This window comes from Jeotgalibaca dankookensis, from assembly GCF_002005405.1.
In the GTDB taxonomy this organism is placed as follows: domain Bacteria; phylum Bacillota; class Bacilli; order Lactobacillales; family Aerococcaceae; genus Jeotgalibaca; species Jeotgalibaca dankookensis.
In genome coordinates this window covers 1-20,440 of record NZ_CP019729.1, presented here as the reverse complement: position 1 = coordinate 20,440, position 20,440 = coordinate 1, and the positions used below count along the sequence as shown (strand labels likewise).

Here is a 20,440-nt window from a genome sequence, read left to right as displayed (position 1 = left end):
TATAAGTAACGTTTTGTTCTATAATTAGTAATATAATGACAACAATTATTTGTGAATAAATATTAATTAAAAATAATTTAGGTGAGATTAAATAAGATATTAAAGAAAGTTATCTAATCACCATATTATTTAAAAAACTATAATCGGAAGGCACATATTTAAATTCCGTACTTTATTTAGCATAGTTAGAGAAACTTAAACATGAGTAGTTTTAATAATTTTACAACTTACTTTGATTAAGTCCTTTCCAGCTGAAAGTATATTGTCTAATTTATTATTATTTTTATACACCTCTGATATTTAATTATACTAATTCATTTATACAGTAGTAACTTGTATTTTTTGTAGTATAGCTTTTTAAAATAGCAATGATTAGTACAATACTAGCTATTATCACTTTTTAACTTTGGAATTTTAAACTATGTACTAATTACTAGCGTCCAGTAATAATGTCCCAAACTAAAATATCAATTACGTTTTCCAATTTACTGCCCCCCTTATTTCAGCCATAATCTCTTTTCTATTATCAATATATTCTTTTATTAATCTATTAAAACAAATAGTTAACTATAAGTAACAATAAAGGAGATATCTTTATGAAAACTGGTGAAGTAGTTAAACATATTAGACTATCAAAAAAGTTGAAATCAAAAAATGTATATCATAATATTTTAAGCCGCCCAGCAATTTCAAGATTCGAAAATGGCACAAGTGACACAACGACTGAAAAATTTTTTAAAATTTTAGATAATTTAAATATATCTTTAGAAGAGTTCCATTTTATTTATAGTAACTATAGAAGAAATACAAGTCACATTTTTTTAGATGAATACCTTCCTGCTTTTTACTTACAAGATGTTGAAAAATTAAAAGAATTAAAGCTTATTATGAAACGAGAATACAAAAAAACGAGCAAAATAAATCAACTTCATTACTTAGCGTTAAGTGAACTTACTATTAATTATCTCTTGAACCAGCAACCTAGCACAGATAGCCTCAATATTTTAAAAAACTATCTTCTTGAATGTGAAAATTGGACTTACTATGAATTGATGTTATTTACAAACTCTTTAGATTTTTTCCCTAATGACCTAATAATCCTTTTGTATAAGAGAACAAAGCAAAAATTAAAGGAATATAAGTTATTAAATAGATTTAATAACGAGGTTTTTTCATTAATAACAAATATATTAGTTGTTTTTATAGAGAAAAATGACATACAAAAAAGTACCTTCTTTTATAACGAACTAAAAAACGGTCTGTCCGAATCTAAGAGCAAAGTCTATGACAAAATTATGTTAGCTTTTTTCGAAGAACTAATAGCTATTATGAGCTCAAAAAAATATGACAATAACAAAATAGACACAATTATTTCTATCTTTACTGATCTTGATATGCCACTTAAAAAAAGACAGTGTGTATTATTATTTGAAACCGTAAAACAGAATAATATGACAAAGAAACTAAAAATTTAAGTAGAATAAAAATTATTTTTTGAGGGAAATAATAGCTATATAGTCTATTTTTTAGTGATTATTATATAGAATAGATCAAGAAAAGTAGAAGAACCTTTTAAAAACATAGATACTGTCACATATAGCGATGTACAATATAAACAACAAGAAGAAGGTTTTACAGAATATATTCTTATGGAATTAGTTAGAAATGCTATTAACACTAGAGAATAACCAGAGTACTCACAACGAAAAATTTCTGAAAAATCATGTGTTTTACAAAAAACCATTTTACGTTTAAAAATGGCGTAGATCTTCCTAAATTCCAAATAATTTATAGGCTACTTGTTGCCTTAAACATTATAAAAAATAAAAGAAAATTCTAACAAAAAAATAATCTATGAGAATAATAGAAACATTATTTTTATTTGATAATATTGAAAAGTTAGATATATCTTTAATGTTTTTAATATAAAATATTTAAAGATTTAAAAAGACCCTCAATAGGGTATACCCTATTGAGGGCTTTTTCGTTTGCTGATATACTGGGCTTTGTAAGCTATCAGATACATCTATCAAAAGGGGTGCTTAAATGATCTATGGGTATGCACGCGTCAGCACAAAAGACCAAAATCTAGAAACTCAACTTCAACAACTCGAAGCCTTTGGAATAAATGAGGTTATTTCAGAGAAAATATCAGGAATTGTTCCGAAAAAGACCAAACTAGACGCGCTTTTACACGATTTGAAAGAAAATGACACACTAGTCGTCACGAGAATGGATCGCTTGGGCCGAAATACCGTTCAACTGTTGCAATTAGTGGAAGCTTTGCAAGAACGCCAGGTAGACTTAGTGGTATTAAATATGGGAATTGATACGCGGACGCCAACGGGAAAGTTTTTTCTAACCATCATGGCGGGTTTTTCAGAATTAGACCGGACGATGATGAAAGAAAAACAAGCTGCCGGCATTCAATTAGCCAAAAAAAAAGGCCTCTACAAAGGCCGACCTAAAAAATATACCCACACACATGCGGGGATTAAACATGCCTTAGACCTTCGAAAAACAACCTTTAAAACTGTGAAAGAGATCAGTCAGATTACTGGTGTGAGTGAAGCAACACTTTATAGGCGCTTAAAAGAGAATAAAGGAATGCAAGGACTTTAAAAACAAGTTAATGATACTGATTTATAACTTTTAAATTGTGCATTGTGACAAAGAAAAAACTGCCTATAAATAGTAAAAATCCAAGTAGAAGCAATACACTATACGTTGTCAATGGTATCACGTTGAGCGTGGTGCTGATACTTAGTAATAGGATAAATAGAACGATCGTATAATAAAGTATATACGAGCTTTTTGTCGCGGTTATTTCAACCATGTTCCCCTCAGTTACGCTAATTTTATTACTCTTAAAGCCATATTGTGTGACTTGTAAATCGGCATTCTTGTTTTGGATAGAAAGCTCTAATACCTGATAATCTGCAATTTTAGCTACTTTTTCTCCATTTAAGAGTACCGTTATGTTCGAAAAACTGCCTAACCAACCAGTCCGACGTTTTATTGTGACAGACATATTATCATCTCTCTCATAGAATAGAATACGTATCCGATTATTATAAATACAGTTTAATACTAACTATTGAATTATCTACAGCAAATGGTACAAATTTATAGGGTTAGTGATCTGAAGTCTAACGAACTTTTGTACCTCAAGGCCCTGCCAATCAATGCTGCTGTCTTATGGGCACTGATACCTTTAATCGACATTCAAAATTTATGAGAGCTCCATTCTACTGTCCATCTAAATGTGGTCGATCTAGACTTTACTAAAGATAGTCGGGCTATACTTAATTGTAAAGGTAGCCTACCTACTTTTACAACCTGTTAAATTTATTTTTATTACGAATGATTATTATAGTAGCAATGAAAATACTCAGTGAGATAGCGGTTAACAGTGTTATTCCACGCGCAACCGTTAAATCTGCACTTGGTAGTGGCAAGTAATCACTTCCCCCATAGATAATGCGTGATACATCCGCATAGTTGGATATTAAATATGGTTTGAGTTGGTCGCTAACTGCACTGTTTAAAACATTATATTGATTTAGCAACAGCGGTAAAAGTAGTACAAACACATTCAAAATAAGATTTGATGTGAATAAAGATACGAAGAGTCCGACTAATAATAAATAAAGAAGCCAACTAGCTAAGAAAAGGATATTTTGAAATAAGTAAGCAACGGTGGATATAATCACCACCTCCTCACCTGCAAGAATTGCAATCGGGTACGCAGTGTATCCAACTCCATTTTTTATGGCAAGAATTCCCCCAACAATTAGGATAATAGCGCCTATGTTTATAATAATTGATATGCCAAGGGCGGTTACCTTCTGGAAATAAATATGAAAAAGCGAGTAGGGTGCTGCTTGGTATACCTCGCTTGTTTTGGTTCGACTATCCAGCGTTAGAAAATATGCGATATAGACTGCTAGTAATAGCAAAAGAATAATCACAAAGTTCGGTGTTGAAAAAATCATTTCAATATAGTTGATAGCACCCATTTCCCTAGGATCTGACTCCTTTTTTGGGATATGGCTGGCAACTAAAAACTCTAACACACGCACTATTTTAGTTTGTTCTTGGAGTGACGATCTTGAAAAACTTCCATCAGCAATGCTTTGAAGATTTAGCCTTTCTAAGTTCCGCTCATTAATCAGCGCTTCTTTTTGATTGCCTACCTTCAGATTATCAATCATCCCTTTCAAATAGGTATTTCTTTCTTTTATATTTTCAACTGCCTGAGTTGCTGCAGGTTCATCTGCCAAATCAGCAATGGCTTCTTCTCCTATTTCATAATTTTGCTCTAAAAGGGTAAGTTCAATATCACTATTTGGCTGTATGCCAATAATAAATGGAACACTGAATAGTAACAAAATGAGTGAGAAAATAATAATTGTTGTTCGGTCCCGGTAGATTTTTAACCATTCAAATGTCCATAGTTTCATTTGTTTCATCCTTTCGTAGACGCTAGATCCGAATACCAATTAGTTAAATAATTCAAAATAATGCGCCTTGATGGTTTCCAACTGATTCGGAACCGCTCGCATTTTTCCTTGATAGAGGAAATAAAGATTATCTGTCACTTCTAATAAGTCATAAATATTATGCGATGAGAGCAGAATCATTTTCCCTTGCTTTTTCAGTGATAAAAACAACGCATTGATTAGAGTAATGTTTTTGAGGTCCAAAGCATTAAGCGGTTCATCAAAGATAAGAAGTTGCGCATCACTGACGATTGCCGCCGCAATTAATACCTTTTGTCTCATACCTAAAGACATTTTTTTCACTTTTTTGTGTTGAAAGGATTCCATCTGGAGTAATTGAACCACTTCATTTATATCTACGGTACTTTCCCACAATTCTTTAATGACTTCTAAGTTTTCTAAAGCAGAAAAAGATTCTGTTAGTCGCTGCGCATCTTCCATAAAAAAAAGACGGCTATTAAAAACAACACGTTCGTGACTATCATAGCCATCAATGACGATTTGGCCTACATTTTTTTTCAACCGATTTGCGATTAATCGGAAAAGAGTGGTTTTTCCTGTTCCATTTGGCGCAATCACACATGCCAATGTTCCGGATTTCATTGTAAAATTTAAGTCTTGAATAATTTCTTCATGGTCAAATTGAAAAGACAATCCCTCGATTTTAAACATAGGCGTACCTTCTTTTAGTCTCATTATAAGCATAAGAATTTGGTAAAGATAGCATTGTTTTATCGGTGTAGAGTCATAATAAACGGTTCACCAGATTTTGTATATCTCAATTCAAGCATTAAATGTATGCAAAAATAAAAATGGCGTTTTGATTAAATGATTTCTTTTTTAAAAGAAGGATCTCCATTCGGTAAAGAACAAACCTCAGCCAAAGAGGATGATCGGACTTCCCACATAGAATATTTTCAAGGGAATAACTGGAATACTACTGTTTTTTCGCACTAAATTTTCAGTGCGGTTCGTCGCTTTATATCCGTGTTACTTTGTGTTACAATTTGGACAAAGGAGTGAGTGGTATGGCGACAATAACGGTCCGCTTAAACGAAGAAGAACAAGAAGCATTTCAGGCATACGCAACTTTACATGATATTCCTCTCTCTACGCTTTTTAAGCAAACACTTGAGAGACAAATCGAAGATGAGATAGATCTGGCACACATCAAAGCCTATGAAGCGGAACTCAAAGAGGGAACAACGGAAATCCATGATCACGACACAGTCATGAAGATGTTAGGCTTATCGCATGCACTATGAGGTCGTGTATGAAAAAAAGGCCATCAAAAGCTTGTCGAAACTCGATAAAGGGCAACAACGGATGATCATGGGATGGATTACTAAAAACCTAGTCCAGACAGATAACCCCAGACAGCAGGGGAAAGCCCTAAAAGGCGAGTTAAAAGAGTATTGGCGCTATCGTGTTGGCAACTACCGTTTACTCGCTGATATCGATGACGATGCCATCAAAATTATCCTGATTCAAATTGGACACCGGAAGGATATTTACAGCAAATAAAAAGAACCTGGTGCCAGGTTCTTTTTATTTGAATTCTTTTAAGCTAATATGAAGGAGCAATAGGGGTGACAAAAGACCGACAAAAGAGGGGGCAAAAAGGTGGCAAAAACTATACGGCAATTTGCCGATGAATTAGAGGTAACAAAACAAGCCATTCAGTATCAAGTTAAAAAAATTGACAGTAGATATGTAACTAAAAGTGAGGGTGGGGCCTATTTAATCCATAAAAAAGGACAGGCATTAATAAAAATAAACATGGGTTTAGAAGAAAATGCTAGTGACAAAAAATCCGACAAAAGTGACAAACAAACTGACAAAATTTTGTCGGATGATTTGTCGGTAGAAACCCTTGCTATTTTGCAAAAGGAACTGGCTGAAAAGAACGAGCAAATTAATAAATTGCAGGAATTGTTAAAAGAACAACAGAATTTATTGAGCCAGCAACAACAATTAACTCTGCAATCCAACCGCCAGATTGAACACTTGCAACTCGCCTTTACTCCAGAAATAAACGAATCGTCTGAATCAAAAACAGACGCCCCTGCTTCATCTGATCATGATAAAAAGCAGACGAAAGAGTCCGGACAAAAACAGAAAAAAGGTTTTTTTAGTCGTCTTTTTAATCGCTAAAACGGTAAAATAGACGCTTTTAAGGTCCCTTTGACACCTGTTTATCAGGGACAAAATGGGGCTACGTAAAATAAACCTTATAAAAAGTCTGGGACAAAAAATACCCAGATTTTTTTAGCGTTGCCGATTATGGTTTAGCAGCGTCTGAAAGAGCTCCTTTTTAATCACGGCCATGTCTTTTTTTAGCGCGTCGATATCCCCTTCATTGACGTGCTTACTTTGCTGTGCCAGTCGGGCCAGTTGATTGATATTGGTGCCAATTTTATTCACTTCATAAACCAAGGCTCTTAAATGTGTATCGTCATTAACAATGATGTAGTTATTCAACACCAACTCCCGAATAAACTGACTGCGATTAGTAGAACGATACAAGGCAAAGCGATCTTGAAATTGGGCTAACTCATCATCCGATAGATCAAAAAAAAGACGGTTGTCGCGTTTTAACTGCCGATTTAATTTCGTCACCATTTTTTTCTCCTTTCCTTTTTTGAACGTTAACGCCCTGTTGAAAACAGGGAAGGGCAAACAAGATTAAAAAGCACCGTGCTTTTTAATACGTGGGGATTGAGGGAGTCCCCCCTCACAAGTTGACAAATGTATACATTTGTCGGTGCTTGCTAAGTCAAAAAAAAAAAAAAGACCCGCCAGCGAAACTGATTTTTAACCAGTTGATAGGTCTCTTTTTTTTAATTGATACCAATTTAGTTGAAGCATTACGAGCAGATATACGGCTAGATAAATCATGGAAGCAATCATTCGCAACCGAAAAGTTGGAACATAAAAACTAATAAGTGTGAATCCTATAAAGTGAAGTGGAATAGATAAAAAGTTTATTTTATTCGTTTTTTCCCAATTCGTGATATCAATGGTTTCGCCATCTTTGACTTCTAATGGTTTGCTTTTAAAGCCCCATTCAGACACCTGTAACATAGCCGATTCCTTTGGAAGTTCCACTTGGATTTGTTGCCCGGGATATATAGTGGCGACTTTTTTTTTATTTAGCTTGATAGCGAGCGCGTTTCCTCCTATCTCCGTCTGACGAATGATCGTAATCATTATAAACCTCCTCTTTTTTATCTGGTCAACAATGCAATCTCTCTCTTCGAGAAGCGTATCAAAAGAAGGGACAGAAAACAAATACGCTCAATCGCTTTAAAGGGGCTTTTAAGGTGGTTTAAGAGCGTTTATTATACTAACGTGTGTAAATCCATCAAAAAAGGAAATAACGCACTTAAAGCGTATTTATTTCGCTTTAAACAGCTCTTGGGTCTGTAGGGCTTGCCCTGCACGAACGAAGTGAGCCTTCTACAAACTTTCAAAAAGGTCAAACATGCGATTTAAGCGTATGAGTTGATTTAGATACCTGTTCCTTTTTTATTTTAATTCTTACCAACATAACTTTCTCTCTTTGGCTATTAATTATATTTGTTGCTTTTTATATAATCTTTAATAATCTTTAATTAATCTTTAGGGGCTCTATAACGGTTGTTACAGCAATGTTTCTAGCATGTCTTAGGGTACAAAATGTAGGCTCTTAGGGTACAAAATGTAGGCTCTTAGGGTACAAAATGTAGGCTCTTAGGGTACAAAATGTAGGCTCTTAGGGTACAAGAAAAAAAATTGTTTATTTTTGAAGAGGTGGTACTATTAGGGTACAAATATAAAAGGAGTTCTTAAAATGAATGAAGTCACGCGCTACCATAATGAATTAAATACGATTCCTATGAGAGAATGGACAACAGAAGAACAAAATTTCTTTTTCGCAATTATTACCGAAGCACGAGATAAAGGCGAAAAAATGATCCATTTTAAAAAAGAAGATTTGATTGAATTGGCAAATTACACAATGAATGAAAACCGAAGGCTTGAAAATACAATCGTTAGCTTAATAGATAAACTAGAAAATATGAGATACCGTGAGCGTACTAAAAACTCTTATACTAGTATGGCCTTATTTCAATACTTTGAAGCTAATTGGAGCGATAATCTATCTGAATTTACGTTAGATGTGCAAGTATCAAATAGGTTCGCTTATATTGTGAATAAACTTGAAGCGGAGTTTACTCAATTTGAGTTAAGACAATTTACGAATATCCGATCAACCTATGCGAAGGAAATGTTTAAAAAACTTAAACAGTGGCGAACAATTGGGAAAAAAGAATATTCGATTGAAGAGTTTAAAGAAATGCTTCAAATTCCTAAAAGTTACCGCACTCGTGAAATAAGTACACGCGTTTTAGCACCGATAAAGAGAGAATTACCTGAGTATTTCAAAAATTTAAAAATAAAGACCATAAAATCTAGTGCGCGGGGTAATCCAGTTATTGCATATGAATTTCGCTGGGAAAAAGAAAAAATAGGTACGTGGGTCCCAAATAAATACAATCAAAATACTCATAATTATTACTCCAAACGAATCGAAAAGCTTCCAGAATGGGCAACTAACGAATATATTCAAAAAGAAGATACGCTCCTGCCACCTGACCAACAAGCGCTTTATCAGGAACGTCTAAAACGCATACGAGAAAATAAACCGAAATAGAAAAGGGATAAACATGGGAACTATTTCTATCAGGGAGTTGGCAAAAGAGCTGGGTATATCGAAGCAAGCTACTCATAAACGAATGGAACAGCTTCTACCTGAATTTCAACCGGAAATGGTTAACAGTGTTTACGAGTTGACACTTACAATTGCTGACGCAATAAGAGTTTCAAAAAAACAGGCAACCACTGTCAATCAACCTCATGTTTACGAGGTTGAAGCCCTTAATAGGCAAATAAGTGACTTAAAAGAGGATAAAAAACAATTATATCGACAACTAGACCAGTACCAAAAACTCCTGGATCAACAGCAACAACTGACCTTGCAAGCCAATCAACAAATTCGGCGCCTGCAACTCTCTCAGTAGGTAGAATCTCCCAAAGAACAGACCTCTGAAATACCAATCTCGCCACTTAAAGAACCGGAAAAAAATTTTTTAAAATGAATCCTTGAATTGTCATACCCTATTTTATATTTCTTTGTATAGTAATCGTGTACAGTCAGTAGATACAAAAAAGGAATCCTATATGAAGAGATTCCGCATGCACGATTTTATTCAATTTCATGTGTCTTATTAAAAAATAATTAGGAGGAAAACTAATGAATTATGATTCGAATAAAACTGGTATCGATAGTAATGGATTAGGTTTAGCTGTCGCCTTTTTTATATTAGGCGTCTTTTTATGGTTAAATTCTGATTTTCTTCTTTATGAAATTTTGAATATCAATCTTGCAAAAATATTTTTTCTTTTAAGTATTGCATTTCTTGGACAAACTACTAAGAATGAAAAGAAAAAGGATATTTTTTCTGACATTAGTGTAGGTATGTTTTTTATTGGTACATTTGTAGCTTGGGTAGGTTCAACAAATGTAATAAGCAATCAATTTTTTCTAATTGTAAGCAGAGTGTTCTTTTTGGGACTGTTGTTACTGGGGGTTTTTGGAACTATTAGTGGGTTTTCAGAGCATGTAAATAGTTTATATAATAATGTTAGTCCTAATAAAATAGAAAAACATAAAGATAACAGTGAGGTAAAAATAAATAATAGGCAAATCAATAAAAAAGAACTATTTAATTTTTTATTTCAATTGGTCGGAGCAGCCGCCTCTGTAGCGAGTATTTATCAAATTGTATCTACCACTTGAATTTTATAATTCTAATTAGGATATATAAAATATTACTAGAAAGAATTTATATACTTGTGTGTTATAGTATATTTGCCCTGCGCCTCTCAGTAGTAATGCTGGGACGTACAATGGTCTACGGACGGAATGAGGGCTAAAAGTTGACGTAATAGAAGGAGTGATGTTTATGGGAAATTATGTTTCTGACGTTTTAACAATTATTAGTTTCATACTATTTATGCTAATAAAGTTAATGTCAAAATATGAAACAACATGGACATTACTGCTGTTAGGCGTTTCTAGATTGGGTGATCATAGTGAAAACTATACCTTTTAACAACAAAACATTCGTAAAGAAAAAAAAACAAAAATATCCTCGGAATAAATTTTTTTCATATCATAATAAAAACCTTTCTAATAGAAATTTTAATTTTAAAGATTTTAGAAATAGTAATTCTATTCATAGTCATTTTACAAATGCGTCTTTTTATGGAACTTTTTTTAATAAAAGTACTCTCAAATTCTGTGGATTTAATGGAGCAACATTTCAATCTGTAGATTTTGTTAACTGTAATTTCAAAGGAAGTAGATTTAAAGGAACTAAATTTATTCATTGTTCTTTTAAAGAATGTAAATTTGAAAAAGTTAATTTTGAAAATGCTGAGTTTATTAATTGTATTTCTTCAGCAAATTATTTTAAAAAATCTAAACGATTTCCTAAAAATGTGGAATTAAAAAGAGAAATGAGTTGTGATAATGAATTATTCGTGGGCATTAGAGAACGATATGAAAATAAAGTATTGTTAAATTCATTAACCAAATTAAATATAGGTAGATTATTAAATTTTTTTTCATTAAAACAAATTACTGATGGTTTAGATGAACTAAACAAAAAAGATTTTTCGTATATATGTTTTAGCCATCTAACTAAATTCATAGAGAAAAATTCTTATTAGTCGCAAATTATTCATTAATATTTTTATAAAAGCAAAGCGAATTTTTAAATTCCAAAGGAATTTTCACACAAAAAAAGCAATCCAAAATGATCACACAGCGGTGTCATTTTGGATTGCTTTTTTAGGTTTTAGAGAGCGCAATACATCAATTTTTAAGATGATGTGTAAATACGCCCTTTTATTTAAAATCTAAAAAGGGGATTGTCAAAAAATGAAGTTCAAGAAATAAGAGAGTATAGATTAAAAAATAAATTCAAAATAAAAAAATCGAGCAAAGCGACAACAACCTTTTATATTTCTTTTAAAAAAAATAAATGTAAAAGATGACAAGGTTATAGGAAACTTCCTATCAGGTTAAAACGAAGTTTTGGGGTTTGTGTACACAAACCCGTTGCCTGCCTCGTAACCGTTCTTTTTTCTAATTCCGTTTTTTTACTTTTATAAATTTTTTAATGGGAAATTTAGTTTCTTTTCTTCTGTTCTTTTTTAATTAATTCTTCAGCATATTCTTTCCCTATTTTAAATTTATCAGCCTGCTCCGGATCATTTAAATCACTTATCTTTAATTTAATTATATCCATTGGTTCTATTGTAATTCCTGTATAATCACTTTTTAATTGCGTTACTAATTCAGCTGCTAACCAATATTGGGCCCATTTTTCTCTTTCTGTAAGTGTCTCAGCATTTTCTAAATCCATTCCGTAAGTTAACTGCATTAATATCCCTGCAATTAAGATAGCTTCTTCTGATCCATAAATAATTAATAGGTTCATGATATCAATAACATGCTGTTTATTTTCTTCATCTGTTGGAATTTTTTTTCTAGGAAGCTTTGCTTTTCCAAATTTTTGAGGATCAGTTATTATGAGAGCATATTCTGTGACAATCTTCTTTAATTCCCCCTCATTTTGAGTTCTATAAAAAGCTTCTCTTTGAATTTCTTTCGTGTTATTTTTTTCTACTTCTTTTAGTTTTTGGTCCTGATTGTACTTTAATCTATTTAATAAAAGTTGAACTGCTAAAAATAGGAATCCATATTGCACAAATATTTTAAAAAACTCTACAGAGTTTATGAACTGAAAAAATGTTCTTAACCACTCATTAAAATAATTTGGTGCAGATTCAACAACAAGTAATGACAATTAGAACCCTCCTTCATAATTTTAGTATTCCCAGATATCATTCGTTTCGTCGTTTTTAGATTCTTTATAATCTTTATACTCTTTATTTATTACTAAGTTATTATTACTAGGCTGTAAATTTGCGGTTCGTCGATCATTCTTTTTTAAATAGAGATTTAATTTGAACTTTTTTAAGAACGTTCATTTTAAAAAACTTTACGGAATCTCCTTTGGGGATTTATTTTTTTACTCCCTACCTTTTATCTAGATAAAAGGTCTTTATCCAGCAGCCTTTTTAACGGTCTTATAAGCTTTTTTTAATAATCGCGATGAATTTTTTATATGGCTTGTGATTATAAGCGCTCAAATCGTTGTTTTTTTCATTTTAATAACTATGGGTACGTAGGGCTTGTCTTTAAAGAACGAAGTGAGCCTGTTTCTCACTATCGTTTTTCAGTTCACAATTATCTAAGAAATTAATCAAAGTTTATGAGCGTTTCCAAAACGGCTCTTGTTAGCGGAGCGACTTCTTTCATAGTTTTAACATTTAAGGCATTCACCGATGTGAGTGCTTAAATGTTTTTTTGTTTTAGAGTTCTGCGTTATAAAATTTTTTTAATATCTTCCCTCTTTTATATATCTATTTTAAACCTCTTTTAGGAGCGCTGTACCTCATGGGAGAGTAAGTGTTTACCACCCTTATACACTACATTTTGTCTGCTTATAACCTACACATTATAAATGATGTAGGTTATAATGTTTAAAAGTTTTTTAGTAAGGAGTTGCAACTGTTATATGGCAAATGAAATTGTTAAATACGGAAATGAATTAAATATGGTTGTTTTTCGAAAGTTTACAGCTAATGAAATGAATTTGTTTTTCTCAATTATCAGTAGGATGAGAGAAAAAGGTTCTAAGACTATTACATTTATGTGGAATGAATTACGTTATTTAAGCAAATATAAACCTACTTCTACGAAACGGTTTATAGATGACCTCAATAGTACCTATAGTAAAATGCTGCAACTCAATTACGAGAGCAGTTACGTTTCCAACAACAAGCTTACAGTCTCACGATTTATTCTGTTTACAGGTTTTGACATTGTCGTAAACGTAGACAACCATGTAAATGAAATTGATACCGAAAGTGGTTATGTAGAAATTGCTTTAAATCCTAAATTGGAACATATTTTAAATGATTTAGAGTCATGGACACGTTATTCTTTAGAAGAATTTATAGACTTAAAATCTACTTATTCTAAGACAATGTTTCGTTTACTTAAGCAATATCGTACGACTGGAAAATATATAATAAAAATGGAAGATTTCAAAGAATTATTAGATGTTCCTAAATCATATCGATTAGATAATATTGATGCTCGTGTTCTCAAACCAATTTCAGATGAATTAAGTAGTATTTTAAAAAATTTAAGAATAGAAAAAAATAAATCTAAAAAACGTGGAAATAAAGTTTTAGGTTATACTTTTACTTTTACTCCAGAAGGTAAAAATGCAGATGACTTTAAACATGGCACTAAATATTCTGTAAAAGGAATAAAAAAAGAAACACTACCCGACTGGGCTAAAAAGAATATTAATGAAAGTGAAGAAAATAAAATGCTCTCGGATGAAGATCAAGAAAAATTTAATAAACGACTAGAAAAATTTAGGAATAGTACAAAATAAAAGTGAGTGACGTAGGAACTTATATATGCAAAAAAAACAATTAGAGAACTAGCTGATGAAATTGGTGTTAGTAAAACAGCTATCAATAAAAAAGTTACAAAGACTATGAAAAAAAGTTTTTTTTACCAAAGGCGGTTCTTTGTTCTTTTTAATATTTAGTATAAGACCTTACTAACACATTTAAGCACTTAAAGAAATGAAATTACTTTAGTGATAACATTTTTAAGTATAATACAACAGTGAAAAATGACTTTTTTTTTACTGTAAATTATTTTTAGAATAATTTAGGGGTGGACTTATGAGTGGATTTATTTGGAAAAATGACCGTAATTTTGATATAAAAGATTGTGGCACACAACGCTATTACTATGTTTTCGAGCTTAATGACCTTATTTCAAAATTAAGGCAAGATTTGAATGCAAGAAAATTTAAAGTAATGGATTTTGTTATTTCTAAAGTCAAGTCTAGTGATAAGGTATTTGCTACCGTAAATATTTCTATGTACGAGTTGAAGATTGTATTAGATCTAAAAAGAAACAGTAAGAATTACAGCGATTTAGCAAAAAATATAGGTAATTTAATAAAAAAAGATGTTTTAATATACAAAGAAGAAAAGAATCCTTTATTCAAAGGATTCCAAATAGATAATGTTCTAAAATTAGTTTGACTGATGGTACTTAATGCGTATTCGAAATATTATAGAACTTACCACGAATAGAATTAGACCAGTTTTATTGAATCTAACAAAAACATCAATTAAATTATTGAGAGAATCAACGGGAAAGAACCCACTTATTAGGAGTGTTGGAAATATTGTTACAAGCATTATTAGGTAGTGAACAATAATTTGTTTTTTAAAACTCCACGTTCTAATTTCGTAGATCACGCTAGCCATTCCTAAAAATAATAGAATAACTCCATAAAAAAGCAAAGCTTTTGAATTACTGAACGCACCCGTAAAATAAGACATTAGAGATAGAACGCTCATAAAGCTAAATAGAAAAAAACCTCTTTTTAAACCTCTTAAAAAAAAATTCATTACAATAAACACCTCTCTAATCTCTAATTAAGTTCTTTATTACTATTTTCATGTAGATTATCCATGCGAAGTATATAATTTAAAACTTGAACAAATTGCTACCTTTATGAGGGAGTGGAATCCAAGATCCTCCATCTTTATTTTTTATATCAGACAAAACTAGTAAAACTCCTGCTGCTCCTTTTGAGACATTCATAGAACATTTAAATCCGTAATCACCAGGAAATAATGTTTCATTATTGTCATTTCTTATCAAATAATTATTTAAGTTTTCTAGAAGAAAATTTAACATATCATTGTTATTGTTCAATAAACTACTAGCTGCATTTGCTAATGGTATAAGACCTGAATAACCACTTATTAGTCCACCATTAGCTGAACAAGATAGATAACTACTTTTTATAAAGTTATGCAAAATAGTTGTTCTTGACTCATTTAAATAGTTAGGATCTTCTTTGTAAAACTCTAGCATAGCCAGAGCTATGCCAGAGGAGCCATTTTCAATATATGGTATTAATCGTTGAAATCCTCGGCTCTCATCAATAACAAATAATTCGCCACTTTTTTGTGCCCATGCCGAGTTTGGTAGAATGGCTTTATCAACTAATTTAACAGCAAGTTTCTTTGTACGATTACAGTCAATAATTCGACCATACTTCCAAAAAAACAGGGCCACACCAGTCCAACCAGTTAGTAAACCAACATCTATAGAAGAATTTAAATTACTATCTTTATACATAGAGTACAGTTTATCGTATATGATACTAGCCGTTTGAAGTATAGTTTCTTTTCCTGATATGTTATAAAATGAGAGAAGAAACAAACCTACCCCAGATAATCCAGAATAAAAAGATAAATCTATATACTTATAAATTTTATCTTTTGTAAGGGTGGTAAGTATATTCTCAAAAATTGTAAATGCAGTTTCTTCATAACCTAGTTCATAAATAGTAGTGACAATTCCTGATAAACCAGTAAAGAGACCAAAGTCAATGTCTTTACTTTTAGAGATTTCCTTTAAATAAGGAATAGTGGTTTTAACCCACATATCTAATTGAGATCTTACAGAACTATACAAACCATCATCAGATCGGATTAAAGATAACAATGTCCCAAACGAACCATAAGCAATATTGTACCTATCTAAAAATGTATTGTACTGTTCAATATTTCCTTTTATAAGAGAAACAGATTCTAAATCAAGATTGTTAATAATTCCTCTAATCAATTCATTAATTGAATTATTAAGTGTTTCAGCCGAGAGTTCTTTAATAGGTATATTTAATTTTTGATTTAAAAAAGGAGATTGAGGATATAGATTAGTATGTTTTGATATTTTTCTCTCTATATGTTCAATAAGTCGGATAGCTTCTTTTCCAAATATATTTTCTATACTTCTATTATGTATTTGAATAATTTGCGGAGCTAAATCATACACTGGTACAATTGGTAACAATAAAGTTCGAATAATTCTATACAGAGCGAACCAATCAGCCTCTCCAAAGTCTTTTGCTTCAGTAGATATAAATCCCGGAGTAGCAATCGTTGGATTAAATATTGTTTCAGGCGAAGTTGCTGCCTCAAAATCTATAAGCACTACTTCTGTATCATTTTTTGTTAATAGAACATTGTTTAAACTAAGATCCCCCATTGCAACACCTTTTTTGTGTATTTCTTCTGTTATTCTTATTAACTGTTCAGCAATCATAATACATTTCTCTAGGTAATCTTTGCTTTTTTTCTTTCCATCTTTTAAGTCGATAAAAGGATATTCCTGAGCAATAAATTTTTGTAAATTTCTACCCTCAATATAATCTTCTGTAAAATAATTATGTCGCCATACTGTAAAATATTCATGAACATTTACAACACCTTTAACATTTTTAAGGCGATTTAAGGCATAATACTCATTTTTATTTCTTTCAAACCCATCTTTACCATCGCTATCTATACCTGCTTTATCTCTACCTTCTTTAATAATTATTTTAACTTGTTCTTTTTTAGCTAAATACACTCCTCCAGCATTACTCTGATGCACTGCTTCAATTATGTTAAAGTTGTTTAGCTTATCAAATATATTTTTATCGGGGTAAACATTTCTTTCTTTAATAAAATTAGGTTCTATAACAAAATCTGGTAAGTAATAGTACGGTACGCGTTGGTCAATTACAAAACTTCCATCCGGATTTTGTATAGCTAAAAATTCTTGTCCATCAATTTCTGTAGTAATCCTTTTTAAACCACCATATCTAAAAAAAACATTACTTTCTTGCCATTGTTGATCATTTAATATATATGCTCCTAGTTTATAAGGCTCAGTTATTTCCTTTAAAGCTTGTAAAAGTTTAAAAAAAGCTTGATTATTTTCAGGATAAATTGTTATAAACTTCCCTGAAGATGTTCTATCTGCATACTTTAAATTTTTTCTTTTAAGTGCTTTCAAATTAGGGACATACTTAAAAGATACTTTATGTTTGATTAAATAGGTTGCTACATCGTAGAGAAGCCTTGGAGATTCATCTATATCAGAAGTAATATGTATCTTCCACCCTTGAGTAGGAAAATCTTTTTCTTTAAATAACATGTATGCCCAATACTCATCACTATATGTATTCCATTTACTATAGTTAAAAGATGGCACTTTAAATCTCTGATTACTCTTTGTTTTTTCGTTAGATCGAGAATAAAATATTGTTTCTTTATTTCCAGAATATCTAAGGTAGTCTGTCATCTCTTTTTGCAAGTTATCACTCCTAGTCTTTTAGTTAAATAGATACTATTATGCTATTATTGTATAAAATTTCTATATGCGTAGCCATTTTTATATAATTGTTTGTTTGAACATATCTGTAAGTCCAATGTTCTTCACTGTACTTACTCCAATTGATGTAACTAGGATACATTGTTTCAAATTTATGATTAATTATCTTATTACTATTGAAACGAGAATGAAATATGGCTTCTTTTCTTCTGGAAAATCCAATATAGCTTGTCATCTCTTCTTTCAAATTATCACCTTCATATTCTTTCGTTTATTTTAAACTCTCAATCAACTAAGAGAGGTATCTATTATTTGTTCTTCAACAAATCTTTTATACGCTGGAACTCTTTTATATAACTCATTATGTGTTCCAACATCTTTTATTTTTTTGTTTTCAATAAAATAAATTTTATCTGCATTGACAATTGTTGAAATGCGATGAGCAATTGCAATAACTGTCTTTCCTTTCATAAGTTTATTCACATTTTCAGATATAATTTTTTCGGAGTATGAATCTAAACTGGAAGTTGCTTCGTCCAGTAATAAAAAATCTGCGCCTTTCAAATATGCCCTAGCTATCTGTAATCTCTGTCTCTGTCCACCCGATAATTTAATCCCTTGTTCACCTACGATAGTATTGATACCTTCAGGGAAGCTATCAATTTCCTTATCCAAATATGCGAATTTTAAAGCATCTTCTAGTTTTTGATTAGATATTTCTTTGTCAAGACCAAACATCAAATTATCTCTAATATTTCCTGAAAATAATGTATTCTCCTGAGATACTACACTAAATAAACTTCTCCAGTTATCTAATTTAAAATCTGAAGCTTTTTTTTCATTTAGATAAAGTGATCCAGAATCTACAGGGTAAAGCCTAGTAATTAAATTTAAAACTGTACTTTTACCAGCCCCAGTTGAACCTACAATCGCAATTTTTTCACCTGTATTAAAATCCATTGACACATTTTTTAAAACCGTTATCTCATCGTACGAAAAAGTAACATTCTTTAATTCTAATTTGTAAGGTTTAGAAATTTCTTTAATTTTTAAAATCGGGAGTGTATTGTTTTCTGTTTCAGTTTCCATTATGGCAGATATCTCTTTTGTCGAACCTATTGCTCTTTTGTAACTATTGTAGAAATCAGCCACATTATTAATTGGTCCAATGAGTTGAAATAAAAAAATTATAAAAGAAATTAGCGTACCAACTGTTAGTGTTCCTCGACTAACTCTAAAGCCTCCGTATAAAATGACTACGATTATTAATGAAATAGCAAATAATCTTTGAAGCGGTTGCGTAAGCGCAAATATTTTATTAGCCTTAAAAGAAAGAACGTACAAGTCATTAATTTCATCACTATATTTAGAAAAAACATTTTTTTCTGCATTGTTAAGTTTTATAGTTCGTATATTTTTAAAATTTTCCGAAGTAATACCTACTAATCTACTTATAGTTTTCTGAGTTTTATTTGCTATTCGTTCGTTTATTTTTCCAATAGGAAATGTAATAAGTGCATTTAATGGAAATATACAAAAAAGTATTATTGCTAATTTCCAATCCAATAAAAACAGGATAACAGCAGATATTAAAATTGTAATAATACCATTGATCATTTGAGGAATATTAATAGTGAGAAATACCCTCAGTATAGCTACATCATTAATTATTCTACTAGATAATTCCCCACTATTACGAGAATCGAAATAACTAGTAGGTAATTCCAATAAGTGTCTTTTTATTTTTAATCTAATTTTAGAAATTTGCTTATCCCCTTCAATAGAAATAATAAAGGTACCTATTGAAGTTAGTATTATTTGTAAAAGTAGTACTACAAATAGTAATACTAAAGATTTATTATTACTAATAACTTTTGAATCGAAATCAATAAACTTTCTCATTGCTATAGGGACTAAAACATTAAATCCAACCCCTAATATATTGATAACTATTCCAACTGTAAATGGAATAGTTATACTGAAAAAATCGAGTAGTTTAATTTTCATAATTTTTATAATCTTCCTTTTATACCCCATTTGTATATAGTAATTTATATGTTAATTTTTATTAAAATATCTAAACTAAAGAGAATATTAAATTTGCAATATTCCCTTTAATTTAGACATTATATTTACAACTATTCAGAGACTAAATATTTTAGCAAAAAATACTAAATGAGCTGTTCTCAATAGAAGAGGATGAAGATGAAGATGAACTACCCCCCCCTAGACCAGGGTGTTCTTTTACTGGGTTACCGTAAGTAACTACTTGTAAATCAAGCACTGGATTTTTCATAATTATTCACCTCCTTTCATACTAAATTCACTTCTGCTTTTATCAATACCACTAATATATTTTCAATAAAAATTCTTAAAATCAACACATATTCGTAATTAGTAGTACCTTAAATCAATCTTAAGATATCGCTAACGTTTTATGAACAAGTGTTAACTATAAGTAACTAACAACTAAAAAATTTTATGATTATTAGATTATTACACACTGTGCAATTCAAACTATTACTTAATTTTTTTAAGAAATTATATTCTTAGA

At 31.0% G+C, this 20,440-nt stretch carries 21 protein-coding genes and 1 pseudogene; 12 read left to right on the top strand and 10 right to left on the bottom strand.

The window, feature by feature from the left end; all coding sequences use genetic code 11:
• The first annotated feature begins 596 nt into the window (after positions 1 to 596).
• Complete coding sequence (locus BW727_RS10505) at positions 597 to 1,475, top strand: Rgg/GadR/MutR family transcriptional regulator (protein ID WP_062471972.1); 879 nt, start codon at positions 597 to 599, stop codon at positions 1,473 to 1,475.
• A gap of 571 nt (positions 1,476 to 2,046) precedes the next feature.
• Entirely contained in the window at positions 2,047 to 2,622 is a 576-nt protein-coding gene (locus BW727_RS10500; protein ID WP_062471975.1) for a recombinase family protein, read from the top strand.
• Between the two features lie 7 nt (positions 2,623 to 2,629).
• On the opposite strand, the gene BW727_RS10495 is transcribed toward BW727_RS10500, so the two are convergent.
• The 3 genes from BW727_RS10495 to BW727_RS10485 form a co-directional block, all read right to left on the bottom strand.
• Positions 2,630 to 3,031, bottom strand: a complete 402-nt coding sequence (locus BW727_RS10495; RefSeq protein ID WP_062471978.1) for a hypothetical protein — start codon at positions 3,029 to 3,031, stop codon at positions 2,630 to 2,632.
• A 301-nt stretch (positions 3,032 to 3,332) separates the two neighbouring features.
• A complete protein-coding gene (locus BW727_RS10490) occupies positions 3,333 to 4,463 on the bottom strand; it encodes a hypothetical protein (protein WP_062471981.1) in 1,131 nt (376 codons plus the stop codon).
• Positions 4,464 to 4,502: 39 nt separating this feature from the next.
• On the bottom strand, positions 4,503 to 5,174 hold the full coding sequence (locus BW727_RS10485) for an ABC transporter ATP-binding protein (RefSeq protein ID WP_062471984.1): 672 nt from the start codon (positions 5,172 to 5,174) through the stop codon (positions 4,503 to 4,505).
• 356 nt (positions 5,175 to 5,530) lie between these two features.
• On the opposite strand from BW727_RS10485, the gene relB reads away from it, so the two are divergent.
• The 3 genes from relB to BW727_RS10470 all read left to right on the top strand — a co-directional run bounded on the left by relB (position 5,531) and on the right by BW727_RS10470 (position 6,656).
• Positions 5,531 to 5,767: a type II toxin-antitoxin system RelB family antitoxin gene (gene relB / locus BW727_RS10480; protein ID WP_062471987.1), complete on the top strand. Its 237-nt coding sequence runs from the start codon at positions 5,531 to 5,533 to the stop codon at positions 5,765 to 5,767.
• The gene (locus tag BW727_RS10475) at positions 5,757 to 6,026 is read left to right on the top strand and encodes a type II toxin-antitoxin system RelE family toxin (RefSeq protein ID WP_077795893.1); all 270 of its coding nucleotides are present in this window, start codon (positions 5,757 to 5,759) and stop codon (positions 6,024 to 6,026) included. Before relB ends, BW727_RS10475 begins: the two co-directional genes overlap by 11 nt.
• A 99-nt stretch (positions 6,027 to 6,125) precedes the next feature.
• Positions 6,126 to 6,656 (top strand): hypothetical protein, encoded by a 531-nt coding sequence (locus BW727_RS10470; protein ID WP_062471937.1) that lies wholly within the window; start codon positions 6,126 to 6,128, stop codon positions 6,654 to 6,656.
• A gap of 114 nt (positions 6,657 to 6,770) precedes the next feature.
• On the opposite strand, the gene BW727_RS10465 is transcribed toward BW727_RS10470, so the two are convergent.
• Both BW727_RS10465 and BW727_RS10460 read right to left on the bottom strand, forming a co-directional pair.
• Positions 6,771 to 7,124 carry a plasmid mobilization protein gene (locus BW727_RS10465; protein WP_062471942.1) on the bottom strand — a complete coding sequence of 118 codons (354 nt, stop codon included), beginning with the start codon at positions 7,122 to 7,124 and terminating at the stop codon, positions 6,771 to 6,773.
• A 192-nt stretch (positions 7,125 to 7,316) separates the two neighbouring features.
• Positions 7,317 to 7,712, bottom strand: coding sequence for a hypothetical protein (locus BW727_RS10460; RefSeq protein ID WP_062471943.1), 396 nt, complete (start codon positions 7,710 to 7,712; stop codon positions 7,317 to 7,319).
• 622 nt (positions 7,713 to 8,334) lie between these two features.
• Between BW727_RS10460 and BW727_RS10455 the strand changes: the two genes are divergently transcribed.
• The 4 genes from BW727_RS10455 (at position 8,335) to BW727_RS10440 (ending at position 11,279) form a co-directional block, all read left to right on the top strand.
• Positions 8,335 to 9,198 (top strand): replication initiation protein, encoded by an 864-nt coding sequence (locus BW727_RS10455; RefSeq protein ID WP_062471944.1) that lies wholly within the window; start codon positions 8,335 to 8,337, stop codon positions 9,196 to 9,198.
• 13 nt (positions 9,199 to 9,211) lie between these two features.
• Positions 9,212 to 9,565: an AsnC family protein gene (locus BW727_RS10450; RefSeq protein ID WP_062471947.1), complete on the top strand. Its 354-nt coding sequence runs from the start codon at positions 9,212 to 9,214 to the stop codon at positions 9,563 to 9,565.
• A gap of 233 nt (positions 9,566 to 9,798) precedes the next feature.
• Positions 9,799 to 10,344, top strand: a complete 546-nt coding sequence (locus BW727_RS10445) for a hypothetical protein (RefSeq protein ID WP_062471950.1) — start codon at positions 9,799 to 9,801, stop codon at positions 10,342 to 10,344.
• 296 nt (positions 10,345 to 10,640) lie between these two features.
• Positions 10,641 to 11,279 (top strand): pentapeptide repeat-containing protein, encoded by a 639-nt coding sequence (locus BW727_RS10440; protein ID WP_062471952.1) that lies wholly within the window; start codon positions 10,641 to 10,643, stop codon positions 11,277 to 11,279.
• 461 nt (positions 11,280 to 11,740) lie between these two features.
• On the opposite strand, the gene BW727_RS10435 is transcribed toward BW727_RS10440, so the two are convergent.
• Positions 11,741 to 12,421: a hypothetical protein gene (locus BW727_RS10435; RefSeq protein WP_062471954.1), complete on the bottom strand. Its 681-nt coding sequence runs from the start codon at positions 12,419 to 12,421 to the stop codon at positions 11,741 to 11,743.
• Positions 12,422 to 13,195: 774 nt separating this feature from the next.
• Between BW727_RS10435 and BW727_RS10430 the strand changes: the two genes are divergently transcribed.
• The 3 genes and pseudogenes from BW727_RS10430 (at position 13,196) to BW727_RS10425 (ending at position 14,753) form a co-directional block, all read left to right on the top strand.
• On the top strand, positions 13,196 to 14,086 hold the full coding sequence (locus BW727_RS10430) for a replication initiation protein (protein WP_062471957.1): 891 nt from the start codon (positions 13,196 to 13,198) through the stop codon (positions 14,084 to 14,086).
• Between the two features lie 21 nt (positions 14,087 to 14,107).
• Positions 14,108 to 14,209, top strand: a pseudogene (locus BW727_RS10970) (DUF536 domain-containing protein); the annotation flags it as partial.
• A 175-nt stretch (positions 14,210 to 14,384) separates the two neighbouring features.
• Positions 14,385 to 14,753, top strand: coding sequence for a RepB family plasmid replication initiator protein (locus tag BW727_RS10425; RefSeq protein WP_062471960.1), 369 nt, complete (start codon positions 14,385 to 14,387; stop codon positions 14,751 to 14,753).
• On the opposite strand, the gene BW727_RS10965 is transcribed toward BW727_RS10425, so the two are convergent.
• From BW727_RS10965 to BW727_RS10635, 4 genes are all read right to left on the bottom strand, one after another.
• Positions 14,745 to 15,056 (bottom strand): DUF3021 family protein, encoded by a 312-nt coding sequence (locus BW727_RS10965; RefSeq protein WP_418268868.1) that lies wholly within the window; start codon positions 15,054 to 15,056, stop codon positions 14,745 to 14,747. The two genes, BW727_RS10425 and BW727_RS10965, sit on opposite strands and share 9 nt — an antisense overlap.
• 148 nt (positions 15,057 to 15,204) lie before the next feature.
• Positions 15,205 to 17,868 carry a class III lanthionine synthetase LanKC gene (gene lanKC, locus BW727_RS10415; protein WP_062471966.1) on the bottom strand — a complete coding sequence of 888 codons (2,664 nt, stop codon included), beginning with the start codon at positions 17,866 to 17,868 and terminating at the stop codon, positions 15,205 to 15,207.
• A 306-nt stretch (positions 17,869 to 18,174) separates the two neighbouring features.
• Positions 18,175 to 19,893: an ABC transporter ATP-binding protein gene (locus BW727_RS10410; RefSeq protein ID WP_062471969.1), complete on the bottom strand. Its 1,719-nt coding sequence runs from the start codon at positions 19,891 to 19,893 to the stop codon at positions 18,175 to 18,177.
• Between the two features lie 151 nt (positions 19,894 to 20,044).
• Positions 20,045 to 20,182 carry a hypothetical protein gene (locus tag BW727_RS10635; protein ID WP_156179567.1) on the bottom strand — a complete coding sequence of 46 codons (138 nt, stop codon included), beginning with the start codon at positions 20,180 to 20,182 and terminating at the stop codon, positions 20,045 to 20,047.
• Positions 20,183 to 20,440 lie beyond the last annotated feature (258 nt).

What these genes read in the sequence shown, in the direction of transcription:
- BW727_RS10505 (WP_062471972.1), top strand. Translation starts at nt 597, where the DNA reads ATGAAAACTGGTGAAGTAGTTAAACATATTAGACTATCAAAAAAGTTG.
- BW727_RS10455 (WP_062471944.1), top strand. Translation starts at nt 8,335, where the DNA reads ATGAATGAAGTCACGCGCTACCATAATGAATTAAATACGATTCCTATG.
- BW727_RS10410 (WP_062471969.1), bottom strand. Translation starts at nt 19,893, where the DNA reads ATGAAAATTAAACTACTCGATTTTTTCAGTATAACTATTCCATTTACA.
- BW727_RS10485 (WP_062471984.1), bottom strand. Translation starts at nt 5,174, where the DNA reads ATGTTTAAAATCGAGGGATTGTCTTTTCAATTTGACCATGAAGAAATT.
- BW727_RS10475 (WP_077795893.1), top strand. Translation starts at nt 5,757, where the DNA reads ATGCACTATGAGGTCGTGTATGAAAAAAAGGCCATCAAAAGCTTGTCG.
- BW727_RS10425 (WP_062471960.1), top strand. Translation starts at nt 14,385, where the DNA reads ATGAGTGGATTTATTTGGAAAAATGACCGTAATTTTGATATAAAAGAT.
- BW727_RS10445 (WP_062471950.1), top strand. Translation starts at nt 9,799, where the DNA reads ATGAATTATGATTCGAATAAAACTGGTATCGATAGTAATGGATTAGGT.
- BW727_RS10465 (WP_062471942.1), bottom strand. Translation starts at nt 7,124, where the DNA reads ATGGTGACGAAATTAAATCGGCAGTTAAAACGCGACAACCGTCTTTTT.
- BW727_RS10495 (WP_062471978.1), bottom strand. Translation starts at nt 3,031, where the DNA reads ATGTCTGTCACAATAAAACGTCGGACTGGTTGGTTAGGCAGTTTTTCG.
- BW727_RS10490 (WP_062471981.1), bottom strand. Translation starts at nt 4,463, where the DNA reads ATGAAACTATGGACATTTGAATGGTTAAAAATCTACCGGGACCGAACA.
- BW727_RS10965 (WP_418268868.1), bottom strand. Translation starts at nt 15,056, where the DNA reads ATGTCTTATTTTACGGGTGCGTTCAGTAATTCAAAAGCTTTGCTTTTT.
- BW727_RS10430 (WP_062471957.1), top strand. Translation starts at nt 13,196, where the DNA reads ATGGCAAATGAAATTGTTAAATACGGAAATGAATTAAATATGGTTGTT.
- relB (WP_062471987.1), top strand. Translation starts at nt 5,531, where the DNA reads ATGGCGACAATAACGGTCCGCTTAAACGAAGAAGAACAAGAAGCATTT.
- BW727_RS10635 (WP_156179567.1), bottom strand. Translation starts at nt 20,182, where the DNA reads ATGAAAAATCCAGTGCTTGATTTACAAGTAGTTACTTACGGTAACCCA.
- BW727_RS10460 (WP_062471943.1), bottom strand. Translation starts at nt 7,712, where the DNA reads ATGATTACGATCATTCGTCAGACGGAGATAGGAGGAAACGCGCTCGCT.
- BW727_RS10500 (WP_062471975.1), top strand. Translation starts at nt 2,047, where the DNA reads ATGATCTATGGGTATGCACGCGTCAGCACAAAAGACCAAAATCTAGAA.
- BW727_RS10450 (WP_062471947.1), top strand. Translation starts at nt 9,212, where the DNA reads ATGGGAACTATTTCTATCAGGGAGTTGGCAAAAGAGCTGGGTATATCG.